Genomic DNA, 26,941 nt, shown 5'->3' on the forward strand with positions numbered 1-26,941 from the left:
CACCGGGTGGGGGGCCATCACGGTGATTTCCGGCTGCCGACGTCCTGGGGAGGGCCTGCAGCACATGAGTCGTCGCTCTACCGGTTTCGTCGGGGTCTGGGCCGAGATGCAACGCCAGCAGCAGCGCGAGCTGGAGGCCGAGGCCAGGCGGCGCAGACACCAGGAGCGGGAGGCGCGGGCCTATCAGCGCCGGGCCGCCCAGAGCCACCGCGAGTACCGCCAGGCGGAGGCGATCCGTCGTACGGAGGAACTGGACGCGCAGGTCACGGCGTTGCAGGGGCTCCTCGCCGCGGGCTGCCGCGCTCCCGCGTTCCAGGTCGCCTCGCTCCTGCGGCCCGAGGTGGTCGAGCCGTTCGCCCCCGGCGCCCTGGCGCAGCCGGTGCCCATGCCGGACTTCCAGCACTACCAGGCCCAGGGTGGCTGGACCGCGAGCCGCCGCCAGCAGGCGCAGTCCGAGGCACGGGCGCGCTTCGAACGGGACTGGCAGACCGCCCAGGCCGCCGAGGCCCGGCGGCAGCAGCAGTTGGCGTCGTACCAGCGGGAGTACCAGGAGTGGGCCGACGCCCGACTGGCCGAGGTGCGGCGGCACAACGCCGGGGTCGCCGCGCTGACCGACGGCATGCGGCGCCAGGACCCCGACTCGGTGATCGAGTACCTCTCCGCCGCCCTCTACGCCTCGACGGCGTGGCCGCAGGACTTCCCGCGCCAGGTGGCCGCGGCCTACGACCCGGCGGCCCGGCAGCTCGTCCTGGACTGGGAGCTGCCCGCGCTCGGCATCGTGCCGGAGGCGAAGGCCGTCCGGTACCTGGTCGGGTCCGACCAGGACAAGGACGTGCCCCGCCCGGCCGCCCAGCGCCGGGCCCTGTACCGGGAGGCGCTGGCCCAGTGCGTGCTGCTCGTGCTGCACGAGCTGTTCACGGCGGACGGCGAGCTGGGCGCCCTCGAATCGGTGACCCTGAACGGCTTCGTCGACGGCCACGACCCCACGACGGGCCGCCCGGGACGCTTCGTCCTCGCGACCGTCATGGTCGCGCGCTCCACGTTCGACGGTCTGCACCTCGCCCAGGTGGACGCGGTCGGCTGCCTGACCGACGCCCTGCGCGGCCAGCTCTCGGCCCGGCCGGACCAGCTCGCCCCGGTACGGCCCGGCAGACGGCCGGACGACGTCGGCAACCGGGTCGTCGCCCACGGCGGCGACGAGGAGCCGGACCTGTTCGCCATGGACCCGGTCGCCTTCGAGGACCTCGTCGCCGATCTCTTCCGGGCCATGGGGATGCAGGCGGTGACCACTCAGCGCTCCAACGACGGCGGGGTGGACGTCGACGCCCGGGACCCGGCACCGATCCGGGGCGGCAAGATCGTCGTGCAGGTGAAGCGGTACCGCAACACCGTGCCGCCCACGGCCGTACGGGACCTGTACGGGACCGTGCAGGACGCCGGTGCCAACAAGGGCGTCCTCGTGACGACGTCGAAATTCGGCCCCGGCTCGCACGCCTTCGCCAACGGGAAGCCGCTGGAACTCGTCTCGGGGACCGAACTCGTCGACCTGCTGCATCGGCACGGTCTGCGGGGGCGTCTGGGGGAGGGCGGCGGGCGGGGGACGGCGCCGGCACCGGCGGGGGCATCCGGGCCAGCTTCTGATTCGGCTTCTGATTCGGCCTCCCGCACGGCCTCCGGCTCGGGGGCGGGCGCTCCGCTGCCGGCCGACTACAACGTCCTGGGCATGTCGTGGACCGGGAGCGTCGGTCTGGACGTGTGCGCCCTCGTCTGCCGCGGCAGCCGGGTCCTCAGCGACGACCACTTCGTCTTCTTCAACAACCCGCGGACCCCGGACGGCTCGGTGCGCGCGCTGCCCGCGACGCCTCCCGACAAGGCGGCGATCTGCGTCTCCTTCGACGGACTGCCCGCCGAGGCCGACCGGCTCGTCCTGGTGGCCGCCGTCGACCCGGAGACCGACCCGGACGCCGACCTCGCCGGGTTCACCGACGCCCGTATCCGCCTCCTCGACCCGAGCTTCGCGGAGCTGGGGCAACTGGAGGTCTCCGACGGGCGGCCGGGCGAGACCGCCCTGGTCCTCGGCTCGTTCCGCCACCGGCCCAACGGCGACTGGGACTTCGTCCTTGGCGGCAAGGGATACCCGGGCGGCCTGGGAGAACTCGTCGGGGACTTCGGCATCGAGGTGGACTAGCCGGGGCGTCCGAGGTGTCCGAGGTGTCCGAGGTGTCCGGGGGTTCTACTCAGGGCCGGTTGAGTATGTGCGCCCATGCCCGGCGGCGTGTCGGGCGGCGAGGATCGGCGTAGCGGCGCGGGGAGTGCGCCGGTCCGATTCTCGTGCCGAGCCCGATGGAGAGTTCCATGTCCCGACGTATCGCCCTGTCCGTGGCCGCCGGTCTTGTCGTCCTCGGCGGCGCCGGTGCCGGTGCCTTCGCTCTGGCCCACGCGGGCGAGCAGGCGCCGACGCTGGCGGGCGGCACCGCCCGCTACACGGCGCCCGACGGCGACCGCGAGGGTTCGCTGTCCTTCGTCACCGACGTCACGGCGGGCTCCGGGGTGCAGAGCGTGAAGGTGCTGGCCTGGCCCGAGGACTCGTCGCTCGCCGAGAAGGAGCTGACCCCCTCGGACATGGCCGCCGCCGAGCGGGCCGACTGCACGCCCTCCGGCAAGGACACCGTGCGCTGCTCCTACACCGTGCAGGTCACCGGCGCCGACGCCGCGTCGTCCCCGCGCGGCCGCTGGCACGTCGCCGTCCTGGCCACCGCGCAGGACGGCACCTCGACGCTGGACCCCGAGGCGGCCGGCTTCACCGTCCGCTGAGCCGGGGGAGAGCCGGTGACGGGGGCGCGGAATCGGCGGGTGCCCTCGTGTGTTGAGGTCAGTGGGTCCCGTACGGCGTGGCCCGAGAGACCTGGACGACGAAGAGCGAGAGGGGCCGTGATGGCGGCGCAGACGCAGAGGGCCGTACTGGCCGGCGGATGCTTCTGGGGGATGGAGGAGCTGATCCGCCGACTTCCGGGCGTGACGGCGACCCGGGTCGGATACACCGGGGGTGACGTGGCGAACGCGACCTACCGCAACCACGGCACGCACGCGGAGGCCATCGAGATCCTCTACGACCCCGAGCGGACCGACTACCGGACGCTGCTGGAGTTCTTCTTCCAGATCCACGACCCGAGCACCAAGAACCGCCAGGGCAACGACATCGGCCTCAGCTACCGCTCGGCGATCTACTACGTGGACGACGAGCAGAAGCGGATCGCCGAGGACACGATCGCGGACGTGGACGCCTCCGGGCTGTGGCCCGGCAAGGTCGTCACCGAGGTGGAGCCGGTCGGCCCCTTCTGGGAGGCCGAGCCCGAGCACCAGGACTACCTCCAGCGTTACCCGGACGGCTACACCTGCCACTTCCCGCGCCCGGGGTGGCGACTGCCCGCCCGCGCGGAGGGCTGACGGCAGACCGCGCGGAAGACTGACGGCAGACCGCGCAATGCCGTGACGGGCCCGCTCCGGCGGGCCCGTTTCCGTCGGCGGGATCAGTGCGGCAGCGTCGCCGGGCTGCCCCCGTTCGCCTCGTAGCCCGCCACCGCCAGCGCGCGGTAGACGGCGAACTCGGCGGCCGGGTCGGCCGAGAGCGTCCACGGCAGGGCGCCCACATGGCCGTCGACGTGGACGAGCTGGTTCATGGCCTCCGCCCAGCGCTCGGAGCGGACCAGGAAGAACACCAGCAGATGGCGCACGTGCGCCAGCATCGGGTCGTCGGGACGGGCCGCGTGCACCGCGAACAGCGCGCCGTGGATCGCCTTGGTGACGACCTCGCTCTGGTAGAAGCCGCTGACCAGGTTCACCTCGGGCAGATGCTCGAAGACCGCGAACAGCGGCATGGCCGCCAGCAGCGAGCCCTGCGGGGCGCGGGCCGCGGCCGCCTCCGCGAACGCGTACGCCTGCGCGCGCGAACCGTGCCACTTCTCGCACCAGTAGTGCAGGGCCGCCAGATGCGCCCCCATGTGCGCCGGGGCGCGGTCCAGGATCTTCAGCCAGAGCTGCTCGAACTCCGCCTGCGAGTAGTCCAGGCCACGGGCCACCGACAGCTCGACGATGTACGGGATCGGGTCGTCGGGGGCGAGCAGCGCCGCCTGACCGCACGCGTCCCGCGCCTCCTCCATGATGATCCGGAAGTCCTGGGTGCCCGGCGTGGACGTCCGCCACGCCTGCTGCACCAGGAACTCGGCGTGCACCGCGGCACCGCCGGGGTCCTTGGGCGCCTCGGTCCGCCACACCCGCAGCCACTGGCCGCCCGGCGTCTCGCTCACCCCGCCGGGCCGCTGCCGGAGCTCCAGTGCGGCCGCACCGGCGAACGCCTGGACGCGCTGCCAGCGCAGCTCGCCCTCGATCTCCGTACCGGCCAGCAACTGCTGCGCCGCGCGGTAGTCCTGGGTGCGCTGGACGACGTCCAGGACGTCCAGCAGGTCGTGGTCGGGGCCGGGCATGCGGATGTCCAGCTCCTCCGTGCGCGCGAAGCCGTAGGTCGCCGGGTCCGCGCCGTCCGGGTGGCCGGCCGGGACCTGCGCGATCATGCCGCGCCTGCGCCGCAGCAGCGGCACCACCACGAAGCCGAGCATGACCAGCGCCATCAGGACCCAGAGAATCTCCATGCCTCCAGCGAACCAGACCGCGCCGACAATTGGCCAACCCGTCCCCCCGCCTGTGGATAACCCTTCGGACACACTCCCGTCGCAGGCCCCGCGGGCGCCCTGTCCGGCAGCACTCCCGTGAGCGCACTACGCTCGGTTCCCATGAGCGACAGGCACATCAGTCAGCACTTCGAGACCCTGGCGATCCACGCGGGCAACACCGCCGATCCCCTCACCGGCGCGGTCGTCCCGCCGATCTACCAGGTCTCGACCTACAAGCAGGACGGCGTCGGCGGTCTGCGCGGCGGTTACGAGTACAGCCGCAGCGCCAACCCGACCCGCACCGCCCTGGAGGAGAACCTCGCGGCCCTGGAGGGCGGCCGCCGGGGCCTCGCGTTCGCTTCCGGACTGGCGGCCGAGGACTGCCTGTTGCGTACGCTGCTCAGCCCCGGCGACCACGTGGTGATCCCCAACGACGCCTACGGCGGCACGTTCCGGCTGTTCGCCAAGGTCGTCGCCCGCTGGGGCGTGGAATGGTCGGTCGCCGACACCAGCGACCCGGCCGCCGTACGCGCCGCGATCACCCCGAAGACCAAGGCCGTGTGGGTGGAGACCCCCTCCAACCCGCTGCTCGGCATCACCGACATCGCCGCCGTCGCCCAGATCGCCCGGGACGCGGGCGCGAAGCTGGTCGTCGACAACACCTTCGCCACGCCGTACCTCCAGCAGCCGCTGTCGCTCGGCGCGGACGTCGTCGTGCACTCGCTGACCAAGTACATGGGCGGCCACTCCGACGTCGTGGGCGGCGCGCTGATCACCGCCGACGAGACGCTCGGCGAGGAGCTGGCGTACCACCAGAACGCGATGGGCGCGGTGGCCGGGCCCTTCGACTCCTGGCTGGTGCTGCGCGGCACCAAGACGCTGTCGGTGCGCATGGACCGGCACAGCGAGAACGCCACGAAGGTCGCCGACATGCTGTCGCGGCACGCGCGCGTGACGAGCGTGCTGTACCCGGGCCTGCCCGAGCACCCCGGTCACGAGGTCGCGGCGAAGCAGATGCGGTCCTTCGGCGGCATGGTGTCCTTCCGCGTCACCGGCGGCGAGGAGGCGGCGGTCGAGGTCTGCAACCGCGCGAAGGTGTTCACGCTCGGCGAGTCCCTGGGCGGCGTGGAGTCCCTCATCGAGCACCCGGGCCGGATGACGCACGCGTCGGTGGCCGGTTCCGCGCTGGAGGTCCCCGCGGACCTGGTGCGGCTCTCGGTGGGCATCGAGAACGTCGAGGACCTGCTCGAGGACCTCCAGCAGGCGCTGGGCAAGTAACCCACCGGCTCGATTCACCAGCCGGTGAGGGGTGGGGTCGTCTCCGACGGCGGCTCCACCCACGGCCGGGCGACGAGCGCCCAGACGGTGAACGCGACCGTCGCCGCGCACAGCAGCAGCCACATCAGCCGCAGGGCCAGCTCCCGGCGGCGCAGCAGCCGGCTGCCGCGGCGCACGGCGTCCGCGGGCAGACCCGGCGGGACGCGCGGCTCGGTCCCCTCCATGATCCGGCGGACGGCGGCCTCCCGCTGCGCCCGGTTCACGAGACCGTCACCTCCGCCCCCACGCGCGCGGGCGCCGGTCCCCGCGGGGGGTGCAGCAGGGTCGCCGTGGCCCGGTCGCAGACCGCGCGCACATGTTCCCCGGGCAGTCCGAGCAGTGCCGCCACCTGCTCCTCGGCGACCCCCTCGTAGAGCCGCAGCACCAGGATCAGCCGTTCCCGCGGGGTGAGCCCGGCCAGCGGGCCGACGGCGGACGGGCGGCCGCGGCCGAACGGCAGGACGGCGTACCGGTGCCAGGCCCCGTGCGCGAAGCGGAGCGCCAGACGCACGCGCGCGTGGTGGTAGGGGTCCTCGCCGCGCAGCCGGTCCCAGCACGCGTACGTGTGCGCGAGGGCGAGCGTCAGCAGACGCCGCGCGCGGGGGTTGTCCCGGTCGCTCTCGGCCGTCAGCAGGGTCGCGGTGTGCAGCAGCCGGCCGCCCGCCCCGGCCACGAACGCCTCGAACTCCCGGGCCCGTCGGGCGTCCCGTACCGCACGCGTCTCACGCACATCGAGCCTCCCGCCGTACGGCGACCCCCTGGGAACCCTCGTACCCCGCTCTCATATGAGGCCAGGCGCAGCCTTTCGGTCAAGAGCCGCGCACGCACGCGCGTGCTACGACGCCGTGGTCCCCGGGTCCGCGCCGGGCAGGCCCTGGGCCGCCATCCTGGACGACAGGGCGGTGTTGAAGCGGGTCAGGAGCGAGCAGAACGCCTCGCGTTCCTCCGGCGCCCAGTCCTCGGTCAGCTCGGCCATCAACTGGCGGCGCGAGGACCGCACTTCCTCCAGCCGGGACTGCCCGCGCGGGGAGAGCTGGAGCACCACGGCCCGCCCGTCCTCGGGGTGCGAGGTGCGCTTGACCAGGCCGGTGTCGACGAGCGGGGCGACCTGCCGGGTGACGGTCGAGGAGTCGATGCCCATGCTCGCGGCGAGCGCCTTGACGCCCATCGGGCCTTCGTTGTCGAGGCGGTTGAGCAGCAGGTACGCGGCACGGTCCATGGAGTTCCGCACCTGCCCCACGCCGCCGAGCCGGGTCTGTTCGGCACGGCGCGCGAACACCGCGACCTCGTGCTGAAGCGTGTCGAGAAGGCCGGTGTCACCGACGGTCGTCATGTCCATCGACATTTCAGGTGTTGTGGGCATGGCCGGGGGCTCACTTCATGAAAGGGCTGCTGGTTGGGGGACAGGGTACGCGGCTGGAAGGCGCACCGTACCGGGCCTTCGGAATCCGGTCTCGGAGGTTGGTCACAGCGGCCGTTCCCGCCTGTGAACTGCGATGCTGGTGTCATGAGCTACGGCACGGCTGACTCCTTGCGGCCCGTCACTCTCGACGACGTCCGCGGCGCCCAGAAGATGCTGTCGGGCGTGGCGCGGACCACCGCGATGGAAGGCAGCCGGTATCTCTCCCGGCTGATCGGCGCGCCGGTGCACCTCAAGTGCGAGAACCTCCAGCGCACGGGCTCGTTCAAACTGCGCGGCGCCTATGTCCGTATCTCCGGGCTGCTGCCCGAGGAGCGGGCCGCCGGGGTGGTCGCGGCCAGCGCGGGCAACCACGCGCAGGGCGTCGCGCTCGCCTCGTCGCTGCTCGGCGTCCGCTCCACCGTGTTCATGCCGCGCGGCGCCCCGCTGCCGAAGATCAGCGCCACCCGCGGCTACGGCGCCGAGGTGCGGCTGCACGGACAGGTGGTCGACGAGACGCTGGCCGCCGCGCAGGAGCACGCGGCGCGCACCGGCGCGGTGTTCATCCACCCCTTCGACCACCCGGACGTGATCGCGGGGCAGGGCACGGTCGGCCTGGAGATCCTGGAGCAGTGCCCGGAGGTCCGCACGATCGTCGTCGGGATCGGCGGCGGCGGCCTCGCGGCCGGGATCGCGGTCGCGGTGAAGGCGCTGCGGCCGGACGTGCGGATCGTCGGGGTGCAGGCGGCGGGCGCGGCCGCGTACCCGCCCTCGCTGGCCGCCGGCTACCCGGTGGCGGTGCCCGCTCCGGCGACGATGGCCGACGGGATCAAGGTCGGCAGGCCCGGTGACGTGCCGTTCGGGATCGTCGCGGACCTGGTGGACGAGGTGCGCACGGTGTCGGAGGACGAACTGTCCACCGCGCTGCTGCTCTGCCTGGAGCGGGCGAAGCTGGTGGTCGAACCGGCCGGGGCGAGCCCGGTCGCCGCGCTGCTGAGCGATCCCGGCGCCTTCGAGGGCCCGGTGGTGGCGGTGCTGTCCGGCGGCAACGTCGATCCGGTGCTGATGCAGCGGGTGCTGCTGCACGGCATGGCGGCGCAGGGCCGCTATCTCACGGTGAGCGTGCGGCTGACGGACCGGCCGGGTGCCCTCGCCACGCTGCTCGGGGTGCTCACGGTGGTCGACGCCAACGTCCTGGACGTGAGCCATGTGCGGACCGATCCGCGGCTCGGGCTGACCGAGGCGGAGGTCGAACTTCACCTGGAGACGAAGGGCCCGGAGCACTGCACGGAGGTCGGCAGGGCGCTGCACGAGGCGGGGTACACGGTCGTCGGCTGACGCGGGACGTTCTTTCGGATCCCTGCCCGTCACTCGTTCGGGTAAGTCCGTTGTGAGACGCGATACATCGCGTTATGGTGTGTCTCGTGGTCGCCCCGCCACGAAAATCCCGCGCACGACGAAATACGCGGACCTAGGCTTTCGGAAGAATCCCCAACGACGTGGAGACCCATATGCCAGGCGCCATCTACGCCGAAGGGCTGGTGAAGACCTTCGGCGACGTCAAGGCCCTCGACGGCGTCGACCTCGATGTCCCGGAGGGCACCGTCCTCGGCCTTCTCGGGCCCAACGGCGCGGGCAAGACCACCACGGTCCGCTGCCTCACCACGCTCCTGCGGCCCGACCGCGGCCGCGCCCAGGTCGCCGGACTCGACGTCCTCAAGCACCCCAACGAGGTGCGCCGCTCCATCGGCCTGTCCGGCCAGTTCGCCGCGGTCGACGAGTACCTCACCGGCCGCGAGAACCTCCAGATGGTCGGACAGCTCTACCAGATGAAGTCCAAGGCTGCGAAGGCCCGCGCCGCCGAACTGCTCGAACAGTTCGACCTCACGGACGCCGCCGACCGTACGACCAAGACCTACTCCGGCGGTATGCGCCGCCGCCTCGACCTGGCCGCGGCCCTCGTCGTCTCCCCGCCCGTGATGTTCATGGACGAACCGACGACCGGCCTCGACCCCCGCAACCGCCAACTCCTGTGGGACGTGGTGAAGGACCTCGTGTCCGGCGGTACGACCCTGCTGCTCACCACCCAGTACCTCGAAGAGGCCGACCACCTCGCGCACGACATCGCGGTCGTGGACCACGGCAAGGTCATCGCCCGCGGCACCTCCGACCAGCTCAAGGCCCGCACCGGCGGCGAGCGCGTCGAGGTCGTCGTCCGTGAGCGCGAGGACATCGCCACGGCCCGCGAGGTGCTGGCCGGCTTCGGCAAGGGCGAGACCACCGTCGAGGAACACACCCGCAAACTCACCGTCCCCGTCACCGGTGGCGCGAAGCTCCTCGCCGAGGTCATCCGGGAACTGGACGTCCGCGGTATCGAGATGGACGACATCGGCCTGCGCCGCCCCACCCTCGACGACGTCTTCCTCTCCCTGACCGGACATGCCGCGGAACCGGGCGACGGCAGGGGCGACGACGAGGACGGCACCGGCAAGGCCAAGGCCAAGGAGACCGCCGTATGAGCACCCTCACCGACACCGCGCGCGGCACCGCGCCCGCCCCCGCCTCCGGCGGCGCGATCGGCCAGTCCGTCCGGGACTCCCTGGTGATCGCCCGCAGGAACCTGATCCGCATGAGCCGGATCCCCGAGATGGTGATCTTCGGGCTCATCCAGCCGGTGATGTTCGTCGTCCTGTTCACGTACGTCTTCGGCGGCTCGATGAGCATCGGCGGCTCCACCGACCCGGATGTGTACAAGAACTTCCTGATGGCCGGCATCTTCGCGCAGACCGTCACCTTCGCCACCGCCGGAGCCGGCGCGGGCATCGCCGACGACATGCACAAGGGCCTCATCGACCGGTTCCGCTCGCTGCCCATGGCCCGCGGCGCGGTCCTCACCGGCCGCACCCTCGCCGACCTGGTGCAGACCTCGCTGACCCTGCTCGTCCTGGCCGTCGTCGCCCTCCTGGTCGGCTGGCGCCCCGGCTACGCCGAACCCACCAACGCCGGCAAGATCGCGGCCGCCTTCGGTCTGCTGCTCCTGCTCGGCTACGCGTTCACCTGGATCGGCGCCCTGATCGGCCTGAGCGTGAGAACCCCGGAGGCGGCCACCTCGGGCGGCCTGATCTGGCTCTTCCCGGTCACCTTCATCTCCAACGCGTTCGTGGACTCGTCACAGATGGCGTCCTGGCTCCAGCCGATCGCCGAGTGGAACCCGTTCAGCGCCACCGTCCAGGCCTGCCGCACCCTCTTCGGCGACCCGGGCGTCTCCCCGTCCGACGCCTGGCCGATGGCCCACCCCGTCTGGGCGTCGATCATCTACTCGATCGTCATCATCGCCATCTTCCGCACCCTGGCGGTCCGCAAGTACCGCTCGGCCACCGCATGACCAGGACGACGGCATGACGAAGCCCCCGGCCGCACGGGTGCCGGGGGCTCGTCGGAAGAGACGGGGGAGGGGTCAGCCGCTGTAGGGCTCGGCCTTGAGGATGCGTACCGAGGCCTTCTTGCCGTTGGGCAGCTCGTACTCCGCGTCCTCGCCGACCTTGTGACCGATCACGCCGGTGCCCAGCGGGGACTGGGGCGAGTAGGTCTCGATGTCGGAGCTGGCGTACTCGCGCGAGGCCAGCAGGAAGGTCATCGTGTCGTCCTCGTCGCCGTCGAAGGCGATCGTCACGACCATGCCGGGCGCCACCGCGCCGTCCGCGGAGGCCGGAGCCTCGCCGACCTTGGCGTTCTCCAGGAGCTGGGTGAGCTGGCGCACACGGAGCTCCTGCTTGCCCTGCTCCTCCTTGGCCGCGTGGTACCCGCCGTTCTCGCGAAGGTCGCCCTCCTCGCGCGCGGCCGCGATCTTGGCGGCGATCTCCGTGCGCGCAGGACCAGTAAGGTACTCAAGCTCGACCTTGAGCTTGTTGTACGCCTCCTGGGTCAGCCAGGTGACGGACTCGCTGGTCTGGGTCACAGGTGCTCCTCGTCGGTACTGGGAAGACAAAGCATCGCCCTGCCTCAAGCATGTTCCTCAGCGGAAGGGCGAAACCACGAGCCTAACAATTCAGCGGGCAAAGGGGGAGGACATAAGCCACCAGAATTACGTCGACGCAGGTCAGTGCGGACGTTTTGTCAGCCGGTGTGACAGCCGAGCAGCTCGGCCGTCGTTCCCCGGGCCGTGGTGCGCAGCGTGACGACCTGGTCGATCCGGGTGTCCGCGCCGGAGAAGCGGAAGTCGGCCCGGCCCACCTCGGCGCCGTCCTCGGCCTGTGAGCGGACCGTGCAGTAGCCGCTCACCCCGGCGTCCTTGCGGACCTCCAGGTGGACCCGTACCGCGTCGTCCGATGTCGCCTTGAAGGTGATCACCTCGGCGCTGATCTTGTTCTGGCCGACGTAGTGATAGGCGAAGAAGCCGACCACGGCCAGCAGCACCGCTCCGAGCACCCCGCCGAGGACCTTGAGTCTGCGGTCGGCGCGCTCGTCCGAGACCCGGCCGTAGCGGCCCTCGGGCGGTCGCGTGCTCGCCGTACTCATGATCGTCCTCTCGGCTGACCCGGCCAGGGCGTCCTGCGGGGGCGGACCGGGTCCCGCATTCGGGCCGTCCCGTCCGGCTCCCGGAATTATTCGCCCCCCGGTTCGGTCACTATAGAAGCCTGCGATCGCGCCGGTGCACACCGGGCGCCGACTTACCGAGGATGAGTCTTGACTGACCAGCTACGACTGATGGCCGTCCACGCCCACCCCGACGACGAGTCGAGCAAGGGCGCGGCCACCATGGCGAAGTACGTGTCCGAGGGGGTGGACGTGCTGGTCGTGACCTGCACGGGCGGGGAGCGCGGCTCCATCCTCAATCCCAAGCTTCAGGGTGACAAGTACATCGAGGAGCACATCCACGAGGTACGCAAGAAGGAGATGGACGAGGCCCGCGAGATCCTCGGCGTCAAGCAGGAATGGCTCGGCTTCGTCGACTCCGGGCTGCCCGAGGGCGACCCGCTGCCTCCGCTGCCCGAGGGCTGCTTCGCCCTGGAGGACGTCGACAAGGCGGCCGGCGAGCTGGTGAAGCAGATCCGCTCCTTCCGTCCCCAGGTGATCACCACCTACGACGAGAACGGCGGCTACCCGCACCCCGACCACATCATGACCCACAAGATCACGATGGTGGCCTTCGAGGGCGCGGCCGACGCCGAGACGTACCCCGAGGCCGAGTTCGGCCCGGTGTACCAGCCGCAGAAGCTGTACTACAACCAGGGCTTCAACCGCCCCCGCACCGAGGCGCTGCACCAGGCGATGCTGGACCGCGGCCTGGAGTCGCCGTACGGGGACTGGCTCAAGCGGTGGAGCGAGTTCGAGCGGGTCGAGCGCACGCTGACCACGCACGTCCCGTGCGCCGACTTCTACGAGATCCGTGACAAGGCGCTGATCGCGCACGCCACGCAGATCGACCCCGACGGCGGCTGGTTCAAGGTCCCGATGGAGATCCAGAAGGAGGTCTGGCCGACGGAGGAGTACGAGCTGGCGAAGACCCTCGTCGGAACGTCCCTCCCCGAGGACGACCTCTTTGCGGGCATCCGCGACAATGCCTGACATGAGCGCAAGCGTGAGCCTGGCAATGACGCATCTCGTCCCCCTCGCCCAGGAGGTCGACAAGAACAAGGTCACCCCCGGCGTCCTCGGCTTCATCGTGTTCGCGGTGATGGCCCTGGCGGTGTGGGGCCTCATGAAGTCCATGAACAAGCACATGGGCAAGGTCTCCTTCGAGGAGGCCCCGCCGGCCGAGCACGGCGCGGCGGCGGCCACGGCGGCCACGGCGGCCACGGGCAAGGGCAAGCCCTCCCCGGCACAGGGCTGACCGAGGCCGCGAGCGGGACATCACGGCCGGCCCGGGCGACAGCCCCGGGCCGGTTCGTTTCCATGCCCCCGCCTCGCCGCCTACGACGACTCCGCCTCCGGCACCGCCACCCCCATCACCTCCCGCGCATGCCGTCCCGGGATCATGCCCAGGCGCCACGCCTGCCAGCCCGCCTCCAGCCGGACGCCCCGCTCCAGGAGGATCCGGTACGCCTCCACGCACTCGCTGAGCCTCGGGTCGCGCAGCGGATCCCGCGCGTCGCCCAGCCGGGCCAGTTCCGCCGAGGCCACCGCCGTGCCCACCTCCACCCCGCCCGGTGACGCGTACGGCAGGAGGGTGCAGCGCAGGAAGCGGGCCCAGTCCTCGCCGCGGTGGTCGCCGTAGGAGGTGAAGAGGGTCAGGGCCTCGTCGCACAGGGACAGGGCCTGCGGGGTGCGGCTGTTGCCCGCCTCGACGATCGCCAGTTCCAGGCAGGTCCACGCCTCGCCGTGGGCGACGCCGATGCGCTGGAAGTCGGCGCGGGCGTCGACGAGGAGCTGCCGGGCGAAGCCGGAGTTGCGCAGCGAGCCGGTCTGGGCGGCGCGCTGGTCCCGGGTGACCCGCGCCGAATGGTGCCGGGCGCAGGCCAGGCCGTAGACGTCCCGCATCCGGGAGAACAGCGAGCGGGAGCGTTCCAGCTCGCGGACCGCCCGGTCGAGGTCGCCGCTCTCCTCCAGGGCCAGGCCCAGGTGGTACACGGTCCACGCCTCGCCGCGCGCGTCCTCGTTGTCCCGGTGCCGGGCGGCCGCCGTGCGCAGGCCCTCCTCCGCCGCCGGGGCGTCCCCGGCGACCAGCCGGGCCCGCGCGAGCTGGGTCAGGGCCCACGCCTCGCCGCGGGCGTCGCGGGTGCGGCCGTACAGATCGAGGGCGTCGCGCAGCTCGCGCTCCGCCCGGGGGACGTCGCCGCGCCGCAGATGGAGCTGGCCGAGCTGGAAGTGCGCCCATGCCTCGCCGTGCAGGGAGCCGCCCTCGCGGTGCAGGACCAGGGAGCGGGTGAGCAGGTCCAGGGACTCGGCGAGGCGGGCCCGGTCGCGTTCGACGGCGGCCAGGGCGTGCATGGTCCAGGCGCGGTCGGTAGCCAGCCCGGGCGCGGCCTGGAGGTCCAGCGCCTCCCGCAGCCGGGCCGCCGCCTCGGTGAGGTTGCCCTGGTGGTGCAGGGTGATGCCGAGGGAGCACAGGGCGCGGGCCGCGCCGGCGTCGTGATGGGCCTGGAGGTACAGGTCCACGACCGAGCTGAGGGTCGTCCGGGCCTTGTCCAGTTCGCCGAGCTGGCGGGCCGCGATGCCGGTGCGCCACTGCACGGAGCGCACCAGCAGATCCTGGCCGACCGTCTGGGCCAGTTCGTTGATCTCGCCGAGCCGGTAGAGGTCGCCGCGCAGCAGGCAGTAGTCGCACAGCGCGCCCAGCAGGCTCAGTACGGCCTCCTGGTCGACGCCCTCGGCCTGCCGCAGGGCGGCGGTGATGAAGCTGGACTCGTCGTCCAGCCAGCGCAGCGCCTCGTCGAGGGAGGTGAAGCCGTGCGGGGTGAAGCGGTCCGAGCGGGTCGACATGTTGCCGTCGACCAGCCGCAGGACGGAGTCGGCGAGTTCGGCGTGGCTGACGATCAGCCGTTCCTGCGCGGCCGTGCGCTCGGCCGGCTCCTCCTCGTCCAGGAGCCGGGCGTGGGCGAAGGCGCGGACCACGGCGTGCAGGCGGTAGCGGTCGCCGCGCACCCGGTCGACGAGTCCGGCGTCGGCGAGTGCCGTGAGCAGCCGGGTCGCTTCCTCGCGGTCGGTGGCGAGCAGCGCGGCGGCTGCGGCGGCGCCGAGCGAGGCCCGGCCGGCGAGCGCGAGCCGCCGCAGCAGCCGGCGGGCCGGTTCGGGCTGGTCGGTGTAGCGCAGCCACAGGGCGCGCTCCGCCGGTTCCACGGGGCCGTAGGCGGCCAGGTCGGAGGCGAGGGCGCGCGGGGAGCGCGGGCCCAGGGAGGAGCCGGCGATCCGCAGCGCCAGCGGGAGTCCGCCGCACAACTCCCTGATCCGGTCGGCGGATTCGGCGTCGTAGGGGCCCGAGGCGTCCTGTGCGACCGTGCCGAGGAGTTCCTCGGCGCCGGCCGCCTCCAGGGGGAGCACCGGCAGTTCGTGCACCCGGGCGGGCAGATCGGCGGGGAGGTCGAGCGGGGTCCGGGCGGTCACGAGGACGAGGCTCTCGGAGCGTTCCGGGACGAGCGCGCGGACCTGTTCCGGGTCGTGGGCGTCGTCCAGGACGACCGTGACGGGCAGCCCGGTCAGATGCTGCTGGTACAGCTCGCCGAGCCGTTTGACCTGCTGGTCGGGGGAGGTGCGCTCCCGGAAGAGGAGTTGCTCGCGGGGTGCGCCGAGCCGGTTCAGCAGATGCAGCAGCGCGTCCCGGGTGGTGAGCGGCCGCGTGGCGAGGGTTCCCTCCGGCGTGCCCTCCCGCGTGCCCTCCTGCGTGCCTTCCCGGATGCCCTCCCGCGCGCCTTCCTGGGCGCCGTCGCCGCGCAGATCGACCACGCAGGCGCCGCGGAACTGGTCGCGCAGCTCGTGCGCGGCGCGGATCGCGAGCGCGCTGCGGCCGCTGCCGGGCGGGCCGTGCAGGACGACGACCACCGGCCGGGTCGCGGTGCCGGCCCGGGCCGCCTGCACCCACTGCCGGATCCGCGCCAGTTCCTCCCGGCGACCCGCGAACGGCCCCGCCGGGTCGGGGAGTTGGCCGAACGACTGCTCAAGTACCGTCCGCCCGCGGGCCGCCGCGCTCTTGTCCGTGCCGCGCAGCCGCGGTCCCGGCCGTTTCCTCGGGCCGGTCGTCGCGGCCAGCATCCGCTGCTGGTCCAGGAACGGGCGGATGCCCCGGACCTCCAGCGCGGTCAGCCACTGGAGCCGTAGCTGTTCGGTGCCGCCGGGCGGGCCCTCGGCGGGCCGGTGCGTGCCGGCGGCCTTCACCACGGTCGTGGCGGCGCCGACGACCCCGACTGCGACCCCCGCCCCGAGCGCCGTACCGGGCCCGGTGCCCAGTGCCAGGTCGGCGACGGTGGTGGTCACGGCGGCGACGCCCGCCACCAGCAGCGGGGTCCGTCCGCCCGCGCGCGCCGAGCGCCGCACGAAGCCGGTCCGGCGGGCCTGCGCCGCGTCCGCGGCACGCGCGTACGCCTCGTACTCCTCGGCGGCGCTGCCCGCCATGGCGTCCAGCGCGCCGCGGGCCCGGGTCAGCAGCGCCTGCCGGTCGGTACGTCCCCCGGAACGCCGCACCTCCTCCTCCACGGCCCGAGTCAGCAGTCGTTCGGCGTCCGTCCTGTGGCTGTCCCGCACGTCCCGTCTCCCCCTCCAACGGTCACAGCGTCCGTGGCTCAAGTGTGCGGGTGAGGGGCTGCGGGGCGCGAGGGTGCGAACGGACCCGGGTTCACGCCAGGTCGAGGGCGGCAACCGGAGCCCCGGTGCGCGAGGATGGTCGTATGCCGAACCGCCTTGCTGACGAGACGTCCCCGTATCTGCTCCAGCACGCCGAGAACCCCGTCGACTGGTGGCCCTGGTCCGCGGAGGCGTTCGAGGAGGCACGGCGGCGGGACGTGCCGGTGCTGCTGAGCGTGGGGTATTCGAGCTGCCACTGGTGCCATGTCATGGCCCACGAGTCCTTCGAGGACCAGGAGACGGCCGATGTGCTCAACGCCGGCTTCGTGGCCGTCAAGGTCGACCGTGAGGAGCGGCCGGACGTCGACGCCGTCTACATGGAGGCCGTGCAGGCGGCCACCGGGCAGGGCGGGTGGCCGATGACCGTGTTCCTCACGCCCGACGCCGAGCCCTTCTACTTCGGTACCTACTTCCCGCCCGCGCCCCGGCACGGCATGCCGTCGTTCCGGCAGGTGCTGGAGGGGGTGCGGCAGGCGTGGGACGGGCGGCGCGACGAGGTCGCGGAGGTCGCCGGGAAGATCGTGCGGGATCTGTCGGGCCGTGAGATCTCCTACGGCGACGGCAGCCCGCCCGGGGAGCAGCAGCAGGCGCAGGCGCTGCTGGGGCTGACCCGGGAGTACGACGCGCAGCGCGGCGGGTTCGGCGGGGCGCCGAAGTTCCCGCCGTCCATGGTGATCGAGTTCCTGTTGCGGCATCATGCGCGTACCGGTGCCGAGGGTGCGCTCCAGATGGCCCGGGACACCTGTGAACGGATGGCGCGGGGCGGTATCTATGACCAGCTCGGCGGCGGCTTCGCCCGGTACTCCGTCGACCGCGACTGGATCGTGCCGCACTTCGAGAAGATGCTGTACGACAACGCGCTGCTGTGCCGGGTCTACGCCCACCTCTGGCGGGCGACCGGATCCGAACTCGCGCGCCGCGTCGCGCTGGAGACGGCCGACTTCATGGTGCGTGAACTGCGCACCGCCGAGGGCGGGTTCGCCTCCGCGCTGGACGCCGACAGCGACGACGGCAGCGAGGACGGCAGCGGGCGGCACGTCGAGGGCGCCTACTACGTGTGGACGCCGGGCCAGTTGGCCGAGGCGCTCGGCGAGGACGACGCGCGCACGGCCGCCGAGTACTTCGGGGTGACCGAGAAGGGCACCTTCGAGGAGGGCGCCTCGGTGCTGCAACTCCCGCAGCAGGAAGGCGTGTTCGACGCGGAGAAGGTGGCCGGGATCAGGGCGCGGCTGCTGGCGCGCCGGGCCGAGCGGCCCGCGCCCGGCCGGGACGACAAGGTCGTGGCCGCCTGGAACGGCCTCGCGATCGCCGCGCTGGCCGAGACCGGCGCCTGCTTCGACCGGCCGGATCTGGTCGAGGCCGCCGTCGGCGCCGCCGATCTCCTCGTGCGGCTCCATCTCGACGACCAGGCACGGCTGTTCCGCACCAGCAAGGACGGCCGGGCCGGCATCCACGCGGGGGTGCTGGAGGACTACGGCGACGTCGCCGAGGGGTTCCTCGCGCTCGCCTCGGTGACGGGGGAGGGCGTCTGGCTGGAGTTCGCCGGTCTGCTGCTCGACCATGTGCTCGCCCGCTTCACCGACCCGGAGTCCGGCGCGCTGTACGACACCGCCGCGGACGCCGAGCGCCTCATCCGGCGCCCGCAGGACCCCACCGACAACGCGGCGCCCTCCGGCTGGACCGCCGCCGCGGCCGCGCTGCTGTCGTACGCCGCCCACACCGGCTCGGAACCGCACCGCACGGCCGCCGAGAAGGCCCTCGGGGTGGTCGCGGCGCTCGGCCCGCGGGTGCCCCGGTTCGTCGGCTGGGGACTGGCCGCCGCGGAGGCGCTGCTCGACGGTCCGCGCGAAGTCGCCGTCGTGGCCGAGGGGTTCGAGGACCCGGCGGCGCGGGAGCTGCTCCGCACGGCGCTGCTGGGCACCGCCCCGGGCGCTGTCGTAGCCTATGGGGCCACGGACAGTGACGAGTTTCCGTTGCTCGCCGGACGGTCTCTGCGTGACGGTGAACCGACGGCGTACGTCTGCCGTAACTTTACGTGTGACGCTCCGACGACCGATCCGGAGCGTCTGCGCACCGCGCTGAACGGCTGAAACGCATCGGTGACAGGCCCTGACAGACGCGGAAGGTGAGCGTCTGTTCGGGATAAGTCCGGTTACCGGCAGGTCAGTTGTGAAACAAGCTATTTATCGGAAGATCCCCCGCGGTTCACAGATTCCCCCTAATCTCCTCACAGTGACGCGACGCCTGTGACAGGCCGTCGCGACAGGGGGTAGTGAGATCTGGGGGGATCTTGTTTTGCTGACGTCTGTCTTCATCACCGCCATATCCCTGGCCTTGTTCTGGATGGCGGCCTTCACCCTGTGGTGGCAGATGCACGCGTGGCGTACGCCCGAAGTGCTCGCCTCCACCCGGTTCAGCAGTCCGGACGGGGACGAACACGTCTCCTTCTCGCTGCTGCTTCCCGCACGGCACGAACAGGCCGTGCTGGACCACACGATCCAGCGCCTGCTGGAGTCCACCCACACCGACTTCGAGATCATCGTCATCGTGGGGCACGACGACCCCGAGACCACGGCCGTGGCCGAGCGGGCCGCCGCCCGTGACACCCGGGTCCGCGTCGTCGTCGACACCCACGAGAAGAAGAACAAGCCGAAGGCCATGAACACGGCGCTGCCGCACTGCCGCGGCGACGTCGTCGGGGTCTTCGACGCCGAGGACCAGGTCCACCCGGAGCTGCTCGCCCACGTCGACCACGCCTTCCGCACCACCGGCGCGGACGTCGTCCAGGGCGGCGTCCAGCTCATCAACTTCCACTCGAGCTGGTACAGCCTGCGCAACTGCCTGGAGTACTTCTTCTGGTTCCGCTCCCGGCTCCATCTCCACGCGCAGAAGGGCTTCATCCCGCTCGGCGGCAACACCGTCTTCGTCCGCACCGACGTGCTGCGGGCCGCCGACGGCTGGGACCCCAACTGCCTCGCCGAGGACTGCGACCTGGGCGTCCGCCTGTCCAGCGTCGGCAAGAAGGTCGTCGTCGCCTACGACTCCGACATGGTGACCCGCGAGGAGACCCCGGGCTCCCTGATGTCCCTGCTCAAGCAGCGCACCCGCTGGAACCAGGGCTTCCTCCAGGTGTACCGGAAGAAGGACTGGAAGCAGCTCCCCGGCTTCGGGCAGCGCCTCCTCGCCCGCTACACCCTCATGACGCCCTTCCTTCAGGCGTTCTCCGGCGTGATCATCCCGCTCAACGTGGCGATCGCGCTCTTCCTCGACGTCCCCGTCGGCATCGCCTTCGTCACCTTCCTGCCGGCCGTGACCGCGCTCGTCACCTTCGTCTTCGAACTCGTCGGACTGCACGACTTCGGCAAGCAGTACGGCCTGCGCGTCCGGTTCGTCCACTACGTCAAGCTCGTCGTGGGCGGCCCCTTCTACCAGGTGCTCCTCGCGGGAGCCGCCCTGCGCGCCGTCTGGCGCGAACAGCGCGGCCGCAACGACTGGGAACTGACCGAACACACCGGTGCGCACCTGACCGACGCGGCACCCGACCCCGCGGTGACCCGAGAGGACGTTCCTGCGTGACCTCCACCCTTCCCGCGGTGACCACAGCCAAGGTCCCCGCGCAGCGCCGACCTGTGCCTGATACGCGTCCGACCGGCCGAACAGCCCCGCCGAAGCGGCTCCGCTCGTCCCGTCCCGACCTGCTGCTCTGCGGTGTCCTCCTGGTGGCGATCCTCGTCGTCCAGGGCTGGAACATCGCCGACTACCCGACCCTCAGCGACGACGAGGGCACCTATCTCGCCCAGGCGTGGGCGGTCCAGGAGGGCCGCGGCCTCGCCCACTACACCTACTGGTACGACCACCCGCCGTTCGGCTGGATCCAGCTCGCCCTGCTCACCTGGATCCCCAAGCTGATCAGCCCCGAGTCGATGACCGTCGGCACCATGCGCGCCGCGATGCTCGTGGTCAGCGCCGTCAGCGCGGTCCTCGTCTACGTCCTCGGCCGGCGGCTGTCGCTGCCGCGCTGGGCCGCCGGACTCGGCATGGCCCTGTTCGGGCTCTCCCCGCTGTCCGTCGTCCTCCAGCGGGAGATCTTCCTCGACAACCTCGCCGTGATGTGGACGCTCCTCGCGTTCACCCTGGCCGCCTCGCCCAGCCGTCACCTCTGGCACCACTTCGGCGCCGGCATCGCCGCCGCGACGGCCGTGCTCACCAAGGAGACGATGCTCTTCGTCCTCCCCGCGGTCCTGGTCACCATGTGGCGCCACAGCCACCGCGACACCCGCAAGTTCGCCCTCACCGGCGCCGTCACCGCCTGCGCCCTGATCGGCTTCTCGTACCCGCTGTTCGCCCTCCTCAAGGGCGAGCTGTTCCCCGGCAGCGGCCATGTCTCCCTCTGGGACGGCATCAAGTACCAGATGACCAGGCCCGGTTCGGGCTTCATCCTGGACGCGGGCTCCGGCTCGCACGGCGTCCTGCAGTCCTGGCTCTACTACGACCGCGTCCTGATCGTCGGCGGCCTCGCCGGCGCCCTGTTGCTCCTGCTGACCTGGCGCTGGTCGGTCACCGCCCGCGCCCTGGCCGGCCCCTCCCTCGCGGTGGCCATCCTCGGCCTGGTCGCGATGCGGCCCAGCGGCTACCTGCCCGCGATGTACGTCATCCAGGCGCTGCCCTTCCTCGCCCTGGTCCTCGCCGCCGCCGCGGCCAGCGTCGCCCACGGCGTGCTGCGCAGACGGCGCCGCCCGGACGAGGTCCGCTGGAGGACCGGTGGCCGCTACGCCCTCGCCGTCGTCCTCGCCCTGGCCGCCGGCGCCTACGTCGTCCCGCACTGGTACGACGGCAACCGCACCGCCCTCACCGCCGACGCCAACGCCCCCTACCAGGCCGCCTCCAAGTGGCTGGCCACCGAGGTGGAGAACCCGGCCGACACCCGGGTCCTGGTCGACGACGCGCTCTGGCTGGACCTCGTGCACGCCGGCTACCGGCCGGGCCTCGGCGCGATCTGGTTCTACAAGGCCGACCTCGACCCCGCCGTCACCAAGACCCTGCCGAACGGCTGGCGGGACATCGACTACGTCGTCGCCTCCCCGACCGTACGGCGCGACGCCCGCGATCTGCCGAGCGTGGGCGCCGCCCTCGAACACTCGACTCCCGTGGCCACCTTCGGCACCGGCGAGGACCGGATCGAGATCCGGCGGATCCAGACCGTCTCCGGAGGCGTCCGATGAGCCACGACCACACCGAGTCCACCGCACCCGTCCCCGATCTGCGCACCGCCGAACTCGCCGAACCCGCAGCGGTCACCATCGTCGTCCCGACCTTCAACGAGTCGGCGAACATCCGCCGTCTGCTGCACCTGATCACCGACTCGGTGCCCGGCCGGCTGCCCTGCGAGGTCGTCTTCGTGGACGACTCCACCGACGACACCCCCGAGGTCATCCGGGACGCGGCCAAGGACTGCCCGTACCCGGTCACCGTGATCCACCGCGAGGTGCCGGCCGGCGGGCTCGGCGGCGCGGTCGTCGAGGGCATGAAGGCCGCCGGGTCGGACTGGATCGTCGTCATGGACGGCGACTGCCAGCACCCGCCCTCCCTGGTACCGGAGCTGGTCGCCACCGGCGAACGCTCCGGCGCCGGACTGGTCGTCGCCTCCCGGTACATCAAGGGCGGCAGCCGCGCCGGACTCGCCGGCAGCTACCGGGTCGCCGTCTCGCGCGGCGCGACCTGGCTCACCAAGTCCCTGTTCCCGCGCAGGCTGCACGGCATCAGCGACCCGATGAGCGGCTTCTTCGCGATCCGGCGCAGCGCCGTCACGGCGGACGTCCTCAAACCGCTCGGCTACAAGATCCTCCTCGAACTCGCCGTCCGCAGCAGGCCGCGCGGGGTCAGCGAGGTCCCGTTCGTCTTCCAGGACCGCTTCGCCGGCGAGTCCAAGTCCTCCGCGCAGGAGGGCCTGCGCTTCCTGCGCCATCTGGCCGGGCTGCGCACCGCCTCCCCGGCCGCCCGCATGGTCGGCTTCGGCTTGATCGGCCTGAGCGGCTTCCTGCCGAACCTGCTCGGCCTGTACGCCCTCACCGCCGCGGGACTGCACTACGTACCGGCGGAGATCCTCGCCAACCAGCTCGGCGTGGCCTGGAACTTCGTCCTCATCGAACACCTGCTGTTCCGCGACCGCCGCGCCCACCGCCGCTGGTGGGACCGGGTCGGCCGGTTCGCGCTGCTCGCCAACGCCGACCTGGTGCTGCGCATCCCGCTGATCGCGCTGTTCGTGCACCGCTTCGGGATGGACGCGCTGTCCGCGACCGCGCTGGCGCTGGTGACCACGTTCGTCCTGCGCTTCGCCGGCACGGAAGCGCTGGTCTACCTCCCGCGCAAGGGACTGCGCCGGAGCCGTTCCACCGCAAGGAGCACTGCGTGAACAGACGCCGTAGGAGAACCGCCGTCCTGGCGGTGACGGCCCTCACCGGGGGGCTGTTGCTGTCAGGACCACAACCCGCCTCCGCCGCCAACCTCATCACCAATCCCGGCTTCGAGACCGCCGGCACGGACGGCATGCCGCACTGCTGGGAGAAGTCCGGCTGGGGCGACAACGACTTCACCTTCGAGCACACCTCCGACGCCCACACCGGGTCCAAGGCGATGAAGGTGACGCTGACCCGGCGGGTGGACGGCGACCGCAAGGCGCTGATCACCGAGTCCGCGGCCTGCGCGCCCGCGGTGACACCGGGCAAGCAGTACGACCTGTCCCTCTGGTACAAGTCGACGACGCCCGACACCGCCGTCACCCTGTTCCGGCACGACACCACGGCCGGCTGGCAGTACTGGACCGACCTCAAGACCCTGGAGACGGCCGCGGCCTGGACCGAGGCGTCGGTGCGCACGCCCGAGGTGCCGGCCGGCACCGACCAGATCACCTGGGGCGTCTCCGTCTACGGCACCGGCTCGGCCACCACCGACGACTACACGATGGAGCAGGTCCCCGACGTCCTGCCGCCCGCCTCCTGCACCGGCACCGCCGACGAGTGCGCCAACGGCCGCTGGGACGTGCTGCCCACCGAGAACCCGGTGCGCTCCATGCACTCCGTGGTCCTGCACAACGGCAAGGTGCTGCTGATCGCCGGCTCCGGCAACAGCGAGGAGCAGTTCGAGGCCGGCACCTTCACCTCCGCGGTGTACGACCCGGCGAACGGCAGCTACAAGGTCATCCCCACCCCGAAGGACATGTTCTGCGCCGGCCACGTCCAGCTCCAGGACGGGCGCGTCCTCGTGATGAGCGGCAACAAGGCTTATCCGGTACCGGGCGGACACGGCTACGAGGGCTTCAAGGACTCGTACATCTTCGACCCGGCCACCGAGAGCTACATCAAGACCAACGACATGAACGACGGCCACTGGTATCCGTCGGCCACCATCATGGGCAACGGTGACGTGCTGTCCTTCGGCGGGCTGCGCGAGGACTCCACCGGTTCGGTCACCGCGGAGCTGTTCTCGCAGGAGGAACAGCAGTGGCAGCCGCTGTGGAAGGTCAACCAGACCTGGTCGTACTGGGGCCTGTACCCGTCGATGATCCTCATGCAGGACGGCCGGCTGTTCTACTCCGGCAGCCATGTCTTCGGCAACAACATCCCGGGCACCGGCGCGGCGATCTACGACTACGACGCCAACACCGTCACCCAGGTCCCCGGTCTCCAGAACAAGGACCAGCGGGACCAGTCGGCGAGCGTGCTGCTGCCCCCGGCGCAGGACCAGAAGGTCCTCACCCTCGGCGGCGGCAACATCGACTCCAACCCGGACGCCAACCGGCTGACCGACGTCATCGACCTCAAGCAGCCCGACCCCGCGTACGTGGCGGGCCCGCCGATCCCGCAGGGCACGGTCGACCTCGGCGCCGGCAAGGTCCCGCAGACCGGCGCCCAGGGCAAGATGTACGTCTCCGCGGTCCTGCTGCCCGACGGCAAGGTCCTGGAGACCGGCGGCGCGCTGCACAACCGGGCCGATCCGGTCTTCGAGTCCTCGCTCTACGACCCCGAGACCAACACCTTCGACCCGGTCACCGCCGATCCGCAGGCCCGCGGCTACCACTCGTCGTCGTTCCTGCTGCCCGACGGCCGGGTGATGTCCACCGGTGACAACCCGGGCAACGGCACCTGGAACCACAACGTGTCGATCTACACCCCGCCCTATCTCCTCAAGGGCACCCGGCCGACGATCACCTCGGTCATCGACACCGAGTGGAACTACGGCGACACCCAGCGGATCACCGTCGACCGGCCCATCGCCAAGGCCGAGCTGATCCGGCCCGCGGCGGTCACCCACTCCTCCGACCCCAACCAGCGGTTCGTGGACCTGCCGCTCTCGGTCGACGGCAACAACATCGACCTGAACGTGACGAGCAACCCCAACCTGGCCCCGCCCGGCTGGTACATGCTCTTCGCGGTGGACGCCAACGGCGTGCCGTCGGTGGCCAAGTGGGTGCACCTCCAGGGCCCGGCCGCGCTCAGCGCGGACACCCCGTCGACGTTCTCCGTCTCGGACGGCACGACGGCCGCCCCGCACGTCCACACCTTCGCCGACGACCTGTCCGGCAAGGTCACCGGGCCCGGCAAGAAGCGGACCTCGCAGAAGGTCGCCCCGACCGTCTCCGGCTGCGACCGGCACTACGGCTCGATCAACGTGTGCGTGCCGACGGCCTTCCCCAAGAAGGTCAAGGCGACCGCGGCCGCCCGCTGCACCTGGCTCAAGGCGAACGACTACGGCCGCCTGGAGGTCAACGGCAAGGACGACCCGCTGCGCATCGACCCGAACCGGGACGGCGTGGCCTGCGGAAAGGGTGATGTGAGCAAGAGCCAGCGACTGTCCTAGCGGCTTCTGGCCGCTCCTAGCGGTCGCCGGCGAACTCGCTGAGGGCGCGCTCCACGATGGCTTCGAGCTGTTCGTGGTGCGCGCCCTTCCAGTACGCCCGCCCGCACGCGGAGCACTGCGCGAACACGTCGTAGGACCGCCGCGTGCCGTGCTCCAACTGGTCGGCGACCTCGTCCTTGGTGGCCTCGCGCAGCATGCCGTTGCAGGCGGTGCAGCGCGTCCACGGGCGCAGCTCGGGCGCGAACCGGGCCAGCACGTCCCGCAGTTGCTCGTCCGGGCTGGTGCTGTAGACGAACGCGCCCGCCCACAGCTCACGGCGGCGCAGCAGCCCCCGGTCGCGGCTGAGCATCACCCGCCGCTCGGCCGCCGAGCGGGCGGCGAGCGCCGGATCGCCGATGTCCGTCGACTCGTAGGCGGTGTCCACACCGAGCAGCCGCAGCCGGCGGGCCAGCGTGCCGAGGTGGACGTCGAGAAGGAAGCGCAGCGGGGCGCCGGGCACCCGCTGGGGGCGCTCGACCGGCCGCACGGCGACCGCCTCGCCGTCCGCCGGGACATGGGAGACGGCCACCGCGCGGCCGTCCACGAGCAGGGTGCCGACCTCGGTCAGCGGCACCCCGAGCGACTCGACGACATGGCCGAGTGTGGAGACGCCGTCGACGGCCAGCGCGGTGGCGCCGGAGCGTCGGGCGTGCGGGACGAACAGGGCCAGCTCGGGGGCGACTTCGACGTGGATCTGTGCTGCGTTCACCCGGCCAGCATGGCACGGGGGAGGGGCGGGCGGCCTCAGTGTTTCCCGGTCGGCAGCCCGTGCTCCAGGACCGTCACGGTGCGGTCCACGAGGGTCTCGAAGTCGTCCCGGTGGCCGTTCTCCGCCCAGTACAGGGACGTCTCCATCAGACCGCCGATCAGGGACATGGCGTAGACCCGGACCTCCAGGCTGTCGGGGTCGCCGCCGGTGCGCTCGGCGATCGCGGTGCACAGCAGCCGGCCGGTGACCGACATGCTCTCCATCATCCGCGAGCGCACCGCCGGGACCTGGACCATCAGACGGGTGCGCAGCCGCGCCACCTCGACGTCCTCCTCGACGCCGGTGCGCACGGCCTCCCGCATCACCCACCGCAGGGCGTCCGGCCACGGCTCGTCCGCCGGGCGGGCCCGCAGCTCCTCCAGCAGGACCTGGTCGTACTCGTCGGTGAGGACGATGTCCTCCTTGGTCGGGAAGTACCGGAAGACGGTCGACGGCGACACCTCGGCCCGCTCGGCGATCTGGTCGATCGTCGTGGTGTCGTACCCCTGCTCCCTGATCAGCGCGTAGGTCGCGGTGCGGATCGCCTCGCGGGTCTTGATCTTCTTGCGCTCGCGCAGGCCCGGCCCGGGGGTCCGGGGGCGGTCGGCGGGGGTGGAGGTGCGTGCGGCCGTCATG

General features: G+C 71.9%; 23 protein-coding genes. 14 read left to right on the plus strand and 9 right to left on the minus strand.

Annotation, left to right across the window (positions count from 1 at the left end; genetic code table 11):
• Positions 1-64: 64 nt before the first annotated feature.
• The 3 genes from AFM16_RS24685 to msrA all read left to right on the plus strand — a co-directional run bounded on the left by AFM16_RS24685 (position 65) and on the right by msrA (position 3,447).
• On the plus strand, positions 65-2,188 hold the full coding sequence (locus AFM16_RS24685; protein WP_179123307.1) for a restriction endonuclease: 2,124 nt from the start codon (positions 65-67) through the stop codon (positions 2,186-2,188).
• A 167-nt stretch (positions 2,189-2,355) separates the two neighbouring features.
• Complete coding sequence (locus tag AFM16_RS24690) at positions 2,356-2,814, plus strand: DUF5707 domain-containing protein (protein ID WP_078634646.1); 459 nt, start codon at positions 2,356-2,358, stop codon at positions 2,812-2,814.
• Between the two features lie 120 nt (positions 2,815-2,934).
• Entirely contained in the window at positions 2,935-3,447 is a 513-nt protein-coding gene (gene msrA, locus AFM16_RS24695; protein WP_030783488.1) for a peptide-methionine (S)-S-oxide reductase MsrA, read from the plus strand.
• An 83-nt stretch (positions 3,448-3,530) separates the two neighbouring features.
• Here msrA and AFM16_RS24700 read toward each other — a convergent pair whose 3' ends face one another.
• On the minus strand, positions 3,531-4,649 hold the full coding sequence (locus AFM16_RS24700) for a hypothetical protein (protein ID WP_078634647.1): 1,119 nt from the start codon (positions 4,647-4,649) through the stop codon (positions 3,531-3,533).
• Positions 4,650-4,790: 141 nt separating this feature from the next.
• On the opposite strand from AFM16_RS24700, the gene AFM16_RS24705 reads away from it, so the two are divergent.
• A complete protein-coding gene (locus tag AFM16_RS24705; protein ID WP_030783494.1) occupies positions 4,791-5,948 on the plus strand; it encodes a cystathionine gamma-synthase in 1,158 nt (385 codons plus the stop codon).
• A 14-nt stretch (positions 5,949-5,962) separates the two neighbouring features.
• Here AFM16_RS24705 and AFM16_RS40160 read toward each other — a convergent pair whose 3' ends face one another.
• From AFM16_RS40160 to AFM16_RS24720, 3 genes are all read right to left on the minus strand, one after another.
• Entirely contained in the window at positions 5,963-6,211 is a 249-nt protein-coding gene (locus AFM16_RS40160; RefSeq protein ID WP_078634648.1) for a hypothetical protein, read from the minus strand.
• Positions 6,208-6,717, minus strand: coding sequence for a sigma factor-like helix-turn-helix DNA-binding protein (locus AFM16_RS40165; RefSeq protein ID WP_078634649.1), 510 nt, complete (start codon positions 6,715-6,717; stop codon positions 6,208-6,210). Before AFM16_RS40165 ends, AFM16_RS40160 begins: the two co-directional genes overlap by 4 nt.
• Before the next feature lie 105 nt (positions 6,718-6,822).
• The gene (locus tag AFM16_RS24720) at positions 6,823-7,332 is read right to left on the minus strand and encodes a MarR family winged helix-turn-helix transcriptional regulator (protein WP_030783502.1); all 510 of its coding nucleotides are present in this window, start codon (positions 7,330-7,332) and stop codon (positions 6,823-6,825) included.
• Between the two features lie 162 nt (positions 7,333-7,494).
• Here AFM16_RS24720 and ilvA point away from each other — a divergent pair, with 162 nt between their 5' ends.
• The 3 genes from ilvA to AFM16_RS24735 all read left to right on the plus strand — a co-directional run bounded on the left by ilvA (position 7,495) and on the right by AFM16_RS24735 (position 10,771).
• Complete coding sequence (ilvA, locus tag AFM16_RS24725; protein ID WP_030783505.1) at positions 7,495-8,724, plus strand: threonine ammonia-lyase; 1,230 nt, start codon at positions 7,495-7,497, stop codon at positions 8,722-8,724.
• Positions 8,725-8,897: 173 nt separating this feature from the next.
• Positions 8,898-9,905, plus strand: a complete 1,008-nt coding sequence (locus AFM16_RS24730; RefSeq protein WP_078634650.1) for an ATP-binding cassette domain-containing protein — start codon at positions 8,898-8,900, stop codon at positions 9,903-9,905.
• Positions 9,902-10,771: an ABC transporter permease gene (locus AFM16_RS24735; protein WP_030783510.1), complete on the plus strand. Its 870-nt coding sequence runs from the start codon at positions 9,902-9,904 to the stop codon at positions 10,769-10,771. Before AFM16_RS24730 ends, AFM16_RS24735 begins: the two co-directional genes overlap by 4 nt.
• Positions 10,772-10,843: 72 nt before the next feature.
• Here the strand turns inward: AFM16_RS24735 and greA are convergent, their stop codons facing one another.
• Positions 10,844-11,344 (minus strand): transcription elongation factor GreA, encoded by a 501-nt coding sequence (greA, locus tag AFM16_RS24740; protein ID WP_030783513.1) that lies wholly within the window; start codon positions 11,342-11,344, stop codon positions 10,844-10,846.
• 158 nt (positions 11,345-11,502) lie between these two features.
• Entirely contained in the window at positions 11,503-11,904 is a 402-nt protein-coding gene (locus tag AFM16_RS24745) for a DUF4307 domain-containing protein (RefSeq protein WP_030783516.1), read from the minus strand.
• 168 nt (positions 11,905-12,072) lie between these two features.
• On the opposite strand from AFM16_RS24745, the gene mca reads away from it, so the two are divergent.
• Complete coding sequence (mca, locus tag AFM16_RS24750) at positions 12,073-12,954, plus strand: mycothiol conjugate amidase Mca (RefSeq protein ID WP_078634651.1); 882 nt, start codon at positions 12,073-12,075, stop codon at positions 12,952-12,954.
• Positions 12,947-13,219 carry a hypothetical protein gene (locus AFM16_RS24755; protein ID WP_078634652.1) on the plus strand — a complete coding sequence of 91 codons (273 nt, stop codon included), beginning with the start codon at positions 12,947-12,949 and terminating at the stop codon, positions 13,217-13,219. Before mca ends, AFM16_RS24755 begins: the two co-directional genes overlap by 8 nt.
• Positions 13,220-13,299: 80 nt before the next feature.
• Here AFM16_RS24755 and AFM16_RS24760 read toward each other — a convergent pair whose 3' ends face one another.
• Entirely contained in the window at positions 13,300-16,563 is a 3,264-nt protein-coding gene (locus AFM16_RS24760; RefSeq protein ID WP_078634653.1) for a tetratricopeptide repeat protein, read from the minus strand.
• A gap of 143 nt (positions 16,564-16,706) precedes the next feature.
• Here AFM16_RS24760 and AFM16_RS24765 point away from each other — a divergent pair, with 143 nt between their 5' ends.
• The 5 genes from AFM16_RS24765 to AFM16_RS24785 all read left to right on the plus strand — a co-directional run bounded on the left by AFM16_RS24765 (position 16,707) and on the right by AFM16_RS24785 (position 25,518).
• Entirely contained in the window at positions 16,707-18,752 is a 2,046-nt protein-coding gene (locus AFM16_RS24765) for a thioredoxin domain-containing protein (protein ID WP_078634654.1), read from the plus strand.
• Between the two features lie 205 nt (positions 18,753-18,957).
• Positions 18,958-20,238, plus strand: a complete 1,281-nt coding sequence (locus AFM16_RS24770) for a glycosyltransferase (protein ID WP_030783531.1) — start codon at positions 18,958-18,960, stop codon at positions 20,236-20,238.
• Positions 20,235-21,884 (plus strand): ArnT family glycosyltransferase, encoded by a 1,650-nt coding sequence (locus tag AFM16_RS24775; protein WP_078634655.1) that lies wholly within the window; start codon positions 20,235-20,237, stop codon positions 21,882-21,884. The genes AFM16_RS24770 and AFM16_RS24775 overlap by 4 nt, the downstream gene beginning before the upstream one ends.
• Positions 21,881-23,074: a glycosyltransferase gene (locus tag AFM16_RS24780; RefSeq protein ID WP_030783539.1), complete on the plus strand. Its 1,194-nt coding sequence runs from the start codon at positions 21,881-21,883 to the stop codon at positions 23,072-23,074. Before AFM16_RS24775 ends, AFM16_RS24780 begins: the two co-directional genes overlap by 4 nt.
• Positions 23,071-25,518: a galactose oxidase family protein gene (locus tag AFM16_RS24785; protein ID WP_078634656.1), complete on the plus strand. Its 2,448-nt coding sequence runs from the start codon at positions 23,071-23,073 to the stop codon at positions 25,516-25,518. The genes AFM16_RS24780 and AFM16_RS24785 overlap by 4 nt, the downstream gene beginning before the upstream one ends.
• Before the next feature lie 16 nt (positions 25,519-25,534).
• Here the strand turns inward: AFM16_RS24785 and AFM16_RS24790 are convergent, their stop codons facing one another.
• Together AFM16_RS24790 and AFM16_RS24795 are read right to left on the minus strand one after the other, a co-directional pair.
• On the minus strand, positions 25,535-26,266 hold the full coding sequence (locus AFM16_RS24790) for a Mut7-C RNAse domain-containing protein (protein ID WP_030783545.1): 732 nt from the start codon (positions 26,264-26,266) through the stop codon (positions 25,535-25,537).
• A gap of 35 nt (positions 26,267-26,301) precedes the next feature.
• A complete protein-coding gene (locus AFM16_RS24795) occupies positions 26,302-26,940 on the minus strand; it encodes a TetR/AcrR family transcriptional regulator (RefSeq protein ID WP_245177790.1) in 639 nt (212 codons plus the stop codon).
• Position 26,941: the final 1 nt, after the last annotated feature.

This window comes from Streptomyces antibioticus, assembly GCF_002019855.1.
In the GTDB taxonomy this organism is placed as follows: Bacteria; Actinomycetota; Actinomycetes; order Streptomycetales; family Streptomycetaceae; genus Streptomyces; species Streptomyces antibioticus_B.